A 10,764-nucleotide genomic window follows, 5' to 3' on the forward strand; every position below is an offset into this window, starting at 1 on the left:
CACGTTGATCGCCCGGCTGCCCACCGCGTCCCTCGGCAATGGCAGCAGCTGCGAGCGTGCCGACGGGTCGGGCCAGATCATCGCCCGGTCGCCGTGGCCCTCGGTGCCGATCACCAGGCCCGAGTCGTTGACGGCCTGGGCGGTGGGGGAGACGGCGGTGACCGGGTGACCCCGTCCTGCCAGACGAACGCCTGGTGGTCGTCGGGCGCCGGGTCGTCCCAGTCCTGCCAGCCGTGGGTGCCCGCGACCATGCCCGCCTCGTTCACCGCGGTCGCGCTCGCTCCGGGCGGCACGTCGATGGTGCGCCCCGGTGTCCCCGGTCCGGACGAAGGCTCGGCGGCCGGAGAAGCTGTCGGTGACGTGGTAGACGCCGACCATCCGGTCGCCGGCCGTGTCGTACGCGATGGAGAAGATCCCGCCGGTCAGGCCGAGATCCTGGATGCGCCCGTCCACCCACGCGCGTGGCCAGTGCCGTACGTGTCCGCATTCGGGTTCTCCCTCGTCAGGACGGTTCGGTCCCCCGAGTCTCACTTGCCACGACGGTGATGAATGTGACGAGATCCTTACCGTTGGTGCATCCGCTCGGTGGTCGTCGCCCCGGCCGGCCGGATCCCGGCGTACCCGCTATGTTGTGGGCGTGCAGGCGACGGTGGCGGAGCAGGGCCGACGGTGATCCATTTTCCCGCGCAACGGCGGGGGCCGCTGAGCGCGCTGAGTCTGCGCCTGCTCGCCGCCCTGGGCCTGGTCCTCGCCGTGGTGGCGGCGGTCTGGATCGACCGCGACGGCTACCGCGACGTCAACGAGGACGGCCTCACCCTCCTCGACTGCTTCTACTACGCGGTGGTCTCGCTCTCCACCACGGGCTACGGCGACATCACCCCGGCGGCCTCCTCGGCGCGCCTCGTGAACGTCCTGTTCGTCACCCCCGCCCGGGTGCTCTTCCTGATCATCCTGGTCGGCACCACCCTGGAAGTCCTGACCGAGCAGTACCGGACCGGGCGTCGCCTGAATCGGTGGAGGAGAGTCGTGAAGGACCACGTGATCATCTGCGGCTACGGCACCAAGGGCCGTAGCGCCGTCTCCGCACTGCTGGAGAACGGTCTGGACAAGTCCAAGATCGTGGTGGTCGAGCGGAGTGGCGCGGCGCTGCGGCAGGCCACCTCGGCCGGGCTGGTCGCCATCGAGGGCTCGGCCACCCGCTCGTCGGTGCTGGAGGAGGCGCACGTCCGCACCGCCAAGTCGGTCATCATCGCGACCGACAGCGACGACGCCTCGGTGCTGGTGGCGCTCACCGTCCGGCAGCTCACCGCCGGCCAGGTGCGGATCATCGCGGCGGTCCGGGAGGCGGAGAACGCGCCGCTGCTCAAGCAGAGCGGGGCGCACCACGTGATCGTCTCCTCGGCGACGGCCGGCCGCCTGCTCGGCCTGTCCACCTCCGCGCCGCCGCTGATCGACGTGGTGGAGGACCTGCTCACCCCCGGCCAGGGCATGGCGCTGGCCATGCGCTCGGCCGAGCGCAGCGAGGTGGGCCGGTCGCCCCGTGAGCTGGAGTCGCTCGTCATCGCCCTGGTCCGCCGGGGCAAGGTGGTCGCGCTGAACGACAAAGCCGGCGCCGTGATCGAGACCGGCGACATGCTGGTCCACGTGCGGGACGACCGGCCGCAGTCCGCGACGACGGTCTGACCTCTCCCCGACCCGCCCGCCGGCCCGGCGCTCAGCAGCTGGGGTCCGGCTCGTCGCCGGACTCCTCGGCGCAGATCACCTGGCGGCCGCTGGTCGCCCGGCGGAGCAGTTCGTAGAGGGTGTCCCGCTGGGCCGGCTTCAGCGCGCCGAGCACCTCGTCCTCGACCCCGGCCAGGGCGCACTCGGCCTCACGGAGCCGCTTCGCGCCCGCCGCGGTGAGGCTCACCACGTGGCGCCGGCGGTCCTCGGGGGACCGCCGCCGCTCGACCAGGCCCTCCGCCTCCAGGTCGTTGAGCAGCCCGACCACGTTGGTGCCGTCGATCTGCAGCGTGCCGGCCAGCGCCTGCTGGCTGATGCCGCCCGACTCCCGCAGCACGGTGAGCGCGACGAGGTGCCGGGGGCGCAGGCCCAGGGGCGCCAGCACCGACTCGGAGCGCAGCCGCATCCGCCGGGCCAGATGGTCGAGCAGCGGCCCGGAGCGGTGCTCCGACTCCTCGACCGGCACGGCTGGCATGTGACCCAGTTTACGCACGGCGTGGAACATCGGCCTGCTATAAATGGTTGGCGTTACACAAACGAGCCGTGGAGGGTTAATCACATGGCACACCTGCTGTACATCGACTCCAGCATCCGGGGCGAGCACTCGGTCAGCCGGCGGCTCACCGCCCGCGCCGCCGCCGCGTGGCGCGCCGCCCACCCGGGTGGCACGGTCACCCACCGCGACCTCGGCCGGGAGCCGCTGCCCCACCTCGACGAGGCCGGTGGCCTCGCGCGGATGGTGCCGGCGGAGCAGCACACCCCGGCGCAGCGCGCGTCCTGGCAGCTGAGCGAGCGGCTGGTGGACGAGGTGAAGCGGGCCGACACGATCCTGCTCGGCCTCCCGCTCTACAACTACGGCGCGCCGAGCAGCGTGAAGACCTGGGTCGACCACCTCATCGCGCCCGGCATCGCGTACGACCCGGCCACCGGGGGCGGCCTGCTGGGCGGGCGCGAGTTCATCGTGCTGGGCACCCGGGGCGGCGGCTACGGCCCGGGCACCCCGCGCGAGGGCTGGGACCACGCCGAGCCCTGGCTGCCGCACGGCCTGTCGATGACCGGCATGGAGCCGCGCTTCATCTCGGCCGAGCTGACCCTGGCGCCGGTCACCCCGGCCATGGCCGAGCTGATCCCGCTGCACGAGCAGAGCCTCGCGGCGGCCGAGCGGGCCATCGACGAGCTGTGGGTGCCGGCTGCCGCGGTGGCCTGACCGACGACGACAAAGGGCGGGCCGTCCCCTCGGGGAACGGCCCGCCCTTCCGGTCGTCAGGGACGCGTCAGAGGATCGTCCAGGTGTCGCCGGCCGACAGCAGGCCGGCCAGCTGCTGCTCGGGAGTCTGGTCGACGCCGGCCTTCGCCGCCGCCACCTGCTCCTGCACCGCCCGGTCGTAGGAGGAGCGGGTCACCGAGCGGAACACGCCGATCGGGGTGTTGCGCAGGTCCAGACCGGGCAGCCGGGACAGCGCGAAGGCGTACGCCGGGTCGGCGACCCCCGCGTCGTGCACCACGATCTCCCCGGCCGGGGTGCCCGCGGTCTCCCGGACCTCCAGCCCGAAGCCACCCGGCGGGTGGACGACGCAGAACTGGCCGTCCTTGCCGAAGGTGATCGGCTGCCCGTGCTCCAGCCGGATGAGGAAGTCGTCCCGGCTGGCCGGCTCCTTGAGCGGGTCGAACGCGCCGTCGTTGAAGATGTTGCAGTTCTGGTAGATCTCCACGAACGCGGAGCCCTCGTGCTCGGCGGCCGCCCGCAGCACCGACTGGAGGTGCTTGCGGTCCGAGTCGATGGTCCGGGCCACGAAGGTGGCCTCCGCGCCGAGCGCCAGCGACAGCGGGTTGAACGGGGCGTCCGCCGAGCCGACCGGCGTCGACTTGGTGACCTTGCCGATCTCGGAGGTCGGCGAGTACTGCCCCTTGGTCAGGCCGTAGATCCGGTTGTTGAACAGCAGGATCTTGAGGTTGACGTTGCGGCGCAGCGCGTGGATCAGGTGGTTGCCGCCGATGGAAAGGGCGTCGCCGTCACCGGTGACCACCCAGACCGACAGGTCCGGCCGGCTCACCGACAGGCCGGTGGCGATCGCCGGGGCGCGGCCGTGGATCGAGTGCATCCCGTAGGTGTTCATGTAGTACGGGAAGCGGGACGAGCAGCCGATGCCCGAGATGAAGACGACGTTCTCCCGGGGGATGTTCAGCTCCGGCATGAAGCCCTGGACGGCCGCCAGAATCGCGTAGTCGCCGCAGCCGGGGCACCAGCGCACCTCCTGGTCGGACTTGAAGTCCTTGGCGGTGAGCTTGAGGGCGACGGGCTCAGACATTCTTCAGGACCTCTTCCAGCATCGTCTCCAGCTCGGCAGCGGTGAACGGCAGGCCGCGGACCTGGTTGTAGCTGATCGCGTCGACCAGGTACTTCGCCCGGATCACGTGGGCGAGCTGGCCGAGGTTCATCTCGGGAATGACCACCCGGTCGTACGCGCGCAACACCTCGCCGAGGTTGGCCGGCATCGGGGCCAGGTGGCGCAGGTGCGCCTGGGCGACGGAGAGCCCGCGCTGCCGCAGGCCCCGGCAGGCCGCCCCGATCGGGCCGTACGTCGAGCCCCAGCCGAGCACCAGCACCCGGGCGTCGCCGTCCGGGTCCTCCACCTCGACGTCCGGCACCGGGATGGTCTCGATGCGGGCCGCCCGGGTGCGCACCATGAAGTCGTGGTTCGCCGGGTCGTACGAGATGTCGCCGGTCTTGTCGGCCTTCTCCAGGCCGCCGATCCGGTGCTCCAGTCCCGGGGTGCCCGGGATGGCCCACGGCCGGGCGAGGGTCTCCGGGTCCCGCAGGTACGGCAGGAAGGTGGTGCCGTCCTCGCCGTTGGGCCGGCTGGCGAACTCGACCCGCAGGTCGGGCAGGCTCTCCACGTCCGGCAGCAGCCACGGCTCGGAGCCGTTGGCCACGTAGTTGTCCGACAGCAGGAGCACCGGGGTGCGGTAGGTCAGCGCGATCCGGGCCGCCTCCAGGGCCGCGTGGAAGCAGTCCGCGGGCGACTTCGGCGCGATCACCGCGACGGGGGCCTCGCCGTGCCGGCCGTACAGGGCCATGTTGAGGTCGGCCTGCTCGGTCTTGGTGGGCATGCCGGTGGACGGCCCGGCACGCTGCACGTCGACGATGACCAGCGGCAGCTCCAGCGCCACGGCCAGCGAGATCGTCTCGCTCTTCAGCGCGACGCCCGGGCCGCTCGTGGTGGTGACGCCGAGCGAGCCGCCGTACGAGGCACCCAGCGCCGCGCCGACCGCCGCGATCTCGTCCTCGGCCTGCATGGTGACCACGCCGAGCTTCTTGTGCTTGCTCAGCTCGTGCAGGATGTCCGACGCCGGGGTGATCGGGTACGCACCCAGGAAGACCGGCAGCCCGGAGCGGACGCCGGCGGCCACCAGGCCCAGGGACAGCGCCGCGTTGCCGGTGATGTTCCGGTAGGTGCCCGGCAGCATCTTCGCCGGCTTGACCTCGTAGCGGACGGAGAAGTCCTCGGTGGTCTCGCCGAAGTTCCAGCCGGCCCGGAAGGCGGCCACGTTCGCCGCGACCAGCTCGGGGCGGGCCGCGAACTTGCGCTCAAGGAAGCGCAGCGTCGACTCGTACGGGCGCGAGTACATCCAGCTCAGCAGGCCGAGCGCGAACATGTTCTTGGCCCGCTCGGCGTCCTTCTTGGACACCTCGTGCTCGGCGAGGGCGCCGATCGTCATCGAGGTCAGGGCGACCGGGTGCACCACGTAGCCGGCGAGGGAGTCGTCGTCGAGGGGGCTGGTCGCATAGCCCACCTTGGCCAGGTTGCGCCGGGTGAACTCGTCGGTGTTGACGATGATGTCCGCGCCGCGCGGCAGGTCGGTCAGGTTGGCCTTGAGCGCGGCCGGGTTCATCGCCACCAGCACGTTCGGCGCGTCGCCGGGGGTGAGGATGTCGTAGTCGGCGAAGTGCACCTGGAAACTCGACACGCCCGGCAGAGTGCCGGCGGGGGCGCGGATCTCGGCCGGGAAGTTGGGCAACGTGGAGATGTCGTTGCCCAGCTGCGCCGTCTCCGAGGTGAACCGGTCACCGGTGAGCTGCATGCCGTCGCCCGAGTCGCCGGCGAACCGGATGACCACCCGGTCCAGTTGACGGATCTGCTTGGTCACGCCCGCACCTCGCTTCGCTGAGCGCCGTCGCACGGGCGGCTGAACGTGATGGTGACTCCGCCTTGCCCGGCCACGTGCCCTCCTAGACGCGCTGCTGCCGCCGGCCGTCCGTCGATTGGTCCGACCCGCTTCATCTCTCACGTCAGAGCCTACGTCGGTCCCTTAGGGCAACCTTGGTGGAGGTCCGACGTGTGGGACCTGATCGGGCCGGTGTATGCCCGGCTTTGCGGTGTTTAGTACCGCGGCCCGTAATTCAGATCACCGCAACCTGCCGGACGCATCCGTCCCTCACTCCTCGGCGGGGCGGGCGACCGGGTCCACGGCCGCGGCGCCCATGCGCCGGCGCAGCGAGGTGGTCGCCAGGGCCAGCGCGAGCACCACCAGCAGTCCGGAGACCCCGATCAGGGTCACCGCAGTCCGGTGCACCGAGGTGACGTCGTCGTCGTCGGTGGCCGGCGCGCGGGCGGCCACCACGCCCTGCGATCCGGTCGGGGCGGGCGTACCGGCCGGCGGCGTGGCCAGCGCGGCCGCGGCGGTGATCCGGAAGCTCATCTGCACCTGCCGGTCGCGGCCGCTGCGCGGGTCCAACCGACCGACGACGGCGCCGGCCAGGGGGGCCCGGCGCTGGGCCTCCGCCGAGGCGGTCACCGGGAGGCTCAGGCTGACGGTCCGGCCGGCCGGGACTGTGCCCAGCTCGCACCGGGTCCGGTCGGGGCCCGCCGGGGCGCAGCCGGCCGGCGGATCGGTGACCGTCACTCCCGCCGGGAGGACCACGTCGACCCGGCCGGCGGCGTCGACCTTGCCGGTGTTGCCGAGGCGCACGCCCAGGGTGCTCGGCGCGCCGCTGATGTCGAACAGCACCTCGTCGGCGCGGAGCGAGATGCCGGGCACCGGCGGTCCCGGCGGGAAGAGGACCGCGAAGCCCTCGTCGTCCCCGGCCGTGCCGGCCACCCCGGGCGCGGTGGCGGTGACCTGGACCGACCCGCTCAGCGGCATGGACCGCCAGGCGGTGCCGGCGACCCGGACGCGGATCGAGGCGCGGAACTGGGCGCCCGCGGCGGTGGTCCATCCGCCGCAGCGGTGGCTGCCGCCGCCGGCGGCGGCGCAGCCCGGGGTGCCGGCGTCGGTCAGGCCGGGCGGCAGGGTGTAGCCGAGGCGGATCAGTTCCGGCCGGCTCCCGGTGTTGGTCACTGTCACCCGCAGCGTGGTCACCGTGCTGTCCGCGTTCCAGTAGGCCGGCGTCAGCACGACGTCATCGGTGGTGACCCGCACGCCGAGCGGGCTGCCCGCCGGCTGGCCCGGCGGGGGCGGGGCCGCGGGCGGCGGTCCGACCGGCGGGGGAGGCGGCGCGGTGGTGGTGGGGGCCGTGGTGGTGGGCACCGGTTCGGGGGCCGTGGTCGTCGGCGCCGGCGGGGTGGTGACCGGTGCCGGCGGCGTCGTCGTCGGCACCTCCTGCGTCGGCGGCGGGCTGGTGGGCACCGGCTCCGTGGTGGTGGGGTCCACGGTCGGTGTCGCCTCGGTCGGGTCGGTGCCGGGGTCGCCGGCCGGCTCGCCCGGGTCGCCCGGATCGGCCGCCCGGGCCACGGCGGTCACGGTCGGCGAGGCGTCCGCCCAGGCCGGCCCCACCGCGACGGCCGCCACGATCCCGGTGAGCAGCGCGGGTACGAGCAGCGCGGGAGTGCCTCGGAGCGCGGCGCGCCGAGCAGGCCGTACGCGGGGGCGGGCCATCTGTCCTCCGTGACGCTCAGTGAGGTCTCATTATTTGGCAACAGTTGCCTTCATGCACTAGTCCCGAAAGGAAACGAATCCGTAACGTGTCCGACGCGGTCCGACCGCCCGACCGGTAGGCTCCCGACCGTGACCGGTTACCTCGGCTCGTACGCCACGCTCGGTCTCCTGCTCCTTGCCGCCGTGCTCTTCTTCGTTACGGCGTTCTCGGCCAATCGGGTGTTACGTCCTGGCCGTCCGGCCGATCCCTGGGGCAAGCGGGCCAGCTACGAGTGCGGTCTCGACCCGGTCGGCGGCGACTGGGCGCAGATGCAGATCCGCTACTACGTCTACGCCTACCTGTACGTGCTCTTCGCCGCGGAGGCGGTCTTCCTCTTCCCCTGGGCGCTGGTCTTCGACCGGCCCGGGTTCGGGGTGACCACCGTGGTGGAGATGGGCGTCTTCGTCGCCGTGGTCGCGCTCGGCATCCTCTACGCCTGGCGCCGGAACATCCTCCGCTGGACCTGACCCGCTCAGGCCAGCCCGCGCCGGGTCAGGGCCGGTGGCCGGTCCCCCCGGATCGACGCCACCATGTCCAGCACCCGGCGGGTTTCGCGGACCTGGTGGGCGCGGAAGACCCGGGCGCCGAGCCAGGCCGAGACGGCGGTGGCCGCCAGGGTGCCCTCCAGCCGGTCGGGCACCGGAAGGTCCAGCGTCTCGCCGATGAAGTCCTTGTTCGACAGGGCCACCAGCAGCGGCCAGCCGGTGTCGGCCAGCTCGCCGAGCCGCCGGGTGATCTCCAACGAGTGCCGGGTGTTCTTGCCGAAGTCGTGCGCCGGGTCGATCAGGATGCCGTCCCGCCGTACGCCGAGGCCGGCCGCGCGGTCGGCGAGGCCGGTGACCGTCCCCACCACGTCGGCCACCACGTCGTCGAACGCGGCCCGGTGCGGCCGGGTCCGCGGGGCGAGCCCACCGGCGTGCGAGCAGACCAGCCCGGCGCCGGTCGCCGCGGCGACCCGGGCCAGCGCGGGGTCGGCTCCCGACCAGGTGTCGTTGAGCAGGTCGGCACCGGCCGCCACCGCCTCCACGGCCACCTCGGCACGCCAGGTGTCGATCGAGATGACCACGTCCGGGAAGGCGGCCCGCACCGCGGCGATGGTGTCCACCGTGCGGCGGATCTCCTCGGCCACGTCGACCTCGTCGCCCGGCCCGGCCTTCACCCCGCCGATGTCGATGATCTCGGCGCCCTCGGTCACCGCCCGCTCGACCGCGCGCAACGCGCTGTCCTGAGCGAACGTGGCACCCCGGTCGAAGAACGAGTCCGGCGTGCGGTTGACGATGGCCATCACGACGAGGTCGCCGGGGGAGAAGGTCCGCCCGCCGAGCCGCAGCGCCCCGGTCATGCCCGCCTCCTCCGCGCCGATCTTCCACCGGTCGCCCCCGACGCTATCCGGTCCCGCCCGGCCCGGGCCGCGCGGCGTCGCCGTCCCCGGCCGTCCTGACGAGCCGGGCGGCGGCGATTCCGATCGGAGGCGGCGGAGGGCTCGCCCGATCCCCGCCCGCATGCCACGATCTCCCCATGGGTGAGGTTCTGCTCCTCTTGGTCGTCGCGCTGACCGTGGCGGCGGTGGTGTTCGGGGTGACGGTGCTGGTCTCCGGGCGGGATCCGGGCCTGGCGCCGGCCGAGCCGGACGGCCGGGCCGTGCCCCTGCCCGGCAGCCGCCCGCTGGACGAGTCGGACGTCGCCGAGGTGCGCTTCGACACCGCGCTGCGCGGCTACCGGATGGCGCAGGTCGACGCGGCGATGCGCCGGGCCGCCTACGACATCGGCTACAAGACCGAGCTGATCGGCGTGCTGGAGGCCGAGAACGCGGCCCTCCGCGAGGGTCGGATCGAGGAGGCCGACGCGCTGCGCCTGGCCCGCGCCGAGGCCGCCGCGACCGGTTCGGATTCCGAGGCCCCCGTCCCGCCGGCGGCGGCCGACCCGCCCGCCGCCGCGCCGCTCAGCGCCGAGGCCGGCGTGGCCGAGGCCCCGGCCGCGGCCGCCGTCGAGGACGTGGCCACGCTGCCGTCCGCCGCCGCCCCCGCGGCGCCCGGCGGCGGGCCGGCCCCCGTCGCCCCGGTGGCGACCCCCGTCGACCGGACCCCGCCCGAGGTCGGCCTCCGGCCGCCCACCGACGACCCGACCGCCACCCCGACCGACCGCGACCCCACCGCGGGGGCCGCCCGCGACGCCGATCCGACCGTGGCGGCCGCGCGCGACGACGACCCGACGGCCGACGCCGACACCGACCGGGAGCGCGGGCCCGTCGTCCGCTCGGAGTCCGCGTGACCGGCGCGGACGGTGTGCCCGGCTTCGCCGAGGCAGCGCAGCCCGGTGCCGCCGAGGTCACCGCGTCGGTGATCGTCGAAGCGCCGGCCGAGCGCGTCTTTGCCGCGCTGACCGCCTGGGAGCGGCAGTCCGACTGGATCCCGCTCACCACCGTGCGGGTGGTCGAGGGGGACGGCGGCGAGGGGAGCCTGGTCGAGGCGGTGACCACGCTCGGCCCGGCCGTGCTCCGCGACGAGATGCGGGTGGTCCGGGTGGACGCGCCGTACGAGGTCGGCGTGGTGCACTGCGGCAAGCTGCTGCGCGGGCCCGGTGTCCTGCGCTGCACCCCCATGGAGCGGGACCGGACGCAGGTGGTCTGGCACGAGTGGTTCCACCTGCCGGGCGGGCCGGCCGGCCGGGTGGCCTGGCCGGTGCTCTGGCCCGGCTCGAAGTTCAGCCTGACCCAGGCGTTGAAGAAGTTCGCCCGGCTGGTCGAGCAGGGCCGGCTGCCCTGACCCCCGGCCGCCGCCGGTTGTCGGTGGCCTGACCTACCGTGTACGGCGTGACTGACCTGGTGACCGGCGCCGACGGGCTGCCCCGCTGCGCCTGGGGGGCGAGCACCCCGGACTACGCCGTCTACCACGACGAGGAGTGGGGCCGGCCGCTGCGCGGCGACGACGCGCTCTACGAGCGGCTGACGCTGGAGGCGTTCCAGTCCGGCCTGTCCTGGCTGACCATCCTGCGCAAGCGGCCCGCGTTCCGGCTCGCCTTCGACGAGTTCCGCATCGACAAGGTCGCCGGCTACGGCGAGGCCGACGTGGCCCGGTTGCTGGCCGACGCGGGGATCGTTCGCAACCGGGCCAAGGTCGAGGCGG

11 protein-coding genes and 1 pseudogene are annotated in these 10,764 nt (G+C 73.6%); 6 read left to right on the forward strand and 6 right to left on the reverse strand.

Annotation, left to right across the window (positions count from 1 at the left end; all coding sequences use genetic code 11):
* Positions 1-110: 110 nt before the first annotated feature.
* Positions 111-251, reverse strand: coding sequence for a hypothetical protein (locus ABZS80_RS32235; protein WP_355061843.1), 141 nt, complete (start codon positions 249-251; stop codon positions 111-113).
* Positions 252-669: 418 nt separating this feature from the next.
* Between ABZS80_RS32235 and ABZS80_RS32240 the strand changes: the two genes are divergently transcribed.
* On the forward strand, positions 670-1,683 hold the full coding sequence (locus ABZS80_RS32240) for a potassium channel family protein (protein ID WP_355061844.1): 1,014 nt from the start codon (positions 670-672) through the stop codon (positions 1,681-1,683).
* 31 nt (positions 1,684-1,714) lie between these two features.
* Here ABZS80_RS32240 and ABZS80_RS32245 read toward each other — a convergent pair whose 3' ends face one another.
* The gene (locus ABZS80_RS32245) at positions 1,715-2,197 is read right to left on the reverse strand and encodes a MarR family winged helix-turn-helix transcriptional regulator (RefSeq protein ID WP_355061846.1); all 483 of its coding nucleotides are present in this window, start codon (positions 2,195-2,197) and stop codon (positions 1,715-1,717) included.
* An 84-nt stretch (positions 2,198-2,281) separates the two neighbouring features.
* Between ABZS80_RS32245 and ABZS80_RS32250 the strand changes: the two genes are divergently transcribed.
* Complete coding sequence (locus ABZS80_RS32250; RefSeq protein ID WP_355061848.1) at positions 2,282-2,929, forward strand: NAD(P)H-dependent oxidoreductase; 648 nt, start codon at positions 2,282-2,284, stop codon at positions 2,927-2,929.
* A gap of 67 nt (positions 2,930-2,996) precedes the next feature.
* Here the strand turns inward: ABZS80_RS32250 and ABZS80_RS32255 are convergent, their stop codons facing one another.
* The 3 genes from ABZS80_RS32255 to ABZS80_RS32265 all read right to left on the reverse strand — a co-directional run bounded on the left by ABZS80_RS32255 (position 2,997) and on the right by ABZS80_RS32265 (position 7,599).
* Positions 2,997-4,031, reverse strand: a complete 1,035-nt coding sequence (locus ABZS80_RS32255; protein WP_355061850.1) for a 2-oxoacid:ferredoxin oxidoreductase subunit beta — start codon at positions 4,029-4,031, stop codon at positions 2,997-2,999.
* On the reverse strand, positions 4,024-5,871 hold the full coding sequence (locus ABZS80_RS32260; protein WP_151460699.1) for a 2-oxoacid:acceptor oxidoreductase subunit alpha: 1,848 nt from the start codon (positions 5,869-5,871) through the stop codon (positions 4,024-4,026). The genes ABZS80_RS32255 and ABZS80_RS32260 overlap by 8 nt, the downstream gene beginning before the upstream one ends.
* Before the next feature lie 288 nt (positions 5,872-6,159).
* On the reverse strand, positions 6,160-7,599 hold the full coding sequence (locus ABZS80_RS32265; protein WP_355061852.1) for a hypothetical protein: 1,440 nt from the start codon (positions 7,597-7,599) through the stop codon (positions 6,160-6,162).
* Positions 7,600-7,728: 129 nt separating this feature from the next.
* Here ABZS80_RS32265 and ndhC point away from each other — a divergent pair, with 129 nt between their 5' ends.
* Positions 7,729-8,106 (forward strand): NADH-quinone oxidoreductase subunit A, encoded by a 378-nt coding sequence (gene ndhC / locus ABZS80_RS32270; RefSeq protein WP_355061854.1) that lies wholly within the window; start codon positions 7,729-7,731, stop codon positions 8,104-8,106.
* A gap of 5 nt (positions 8,107-8,111) precedes the next feature.
* On the opposite strand, the gene folP is transcribed toward ndhC, so the two are convergent.
* Positions 8,112-8,981: a dihydropteroate synthase gene (folP, locus tag ABZS80_RS32275; protein ID WP_355061856.1), complete on the reverse strand. Its 870-nt coding sequence runs from the start codon at positions 8,979-8,981 to the stop codon at positions 8,112-8,114.
* 176 nt (positions 8,982-9,157) lie between these two features.
* On the opposite strand from folP, the pseudogene ABZS80_RS32280 reads away from it, so the two are divergent.
* The 3 genes and pseudogenes from ABZS80_RS32280 to ABZS80_RS32290 form a co-directional block, all read left to right on the forward strand.
* A pseudogene (locus ABZS80_RS32280) lies at positions 9,158-9,514 on the forward strand (DivIVA domain-containing protein); the annotation flags it as partial.
* Positions 9,515-9,906: 392 nt separating this feature from the next.
* Complete coding sequence (locus ABZS80_RS32285; RefSeq protein ID WP_355061858.1) at positions 9,907-10,404, forward strand: SRPBCC family protein; 498 nt, start codon at positions 9,907-9,909, stop codon at positions 10,402-10,404.
* Positions 10,405-10,451: 47 nt separating this feature from the next.
* A partial coding sequence (locus ABZS80_RS32290; RefSeq protein ID WP_355061860.1) for a DNA-3-methyladenine glycosylase I occupies positions 10,452-10,764 on the forward strand: 313 nt, incomplete at its 3' end.

The sequence above is a fragment of the Micromonospora sp. NPDC005305 genome, from assembly GCF_040607315.1.
GTDB lineage: Bacteria > Actinomycetota > Actinomycetes > Mycobacteriales > Micromonosporaceae > Micromonospora.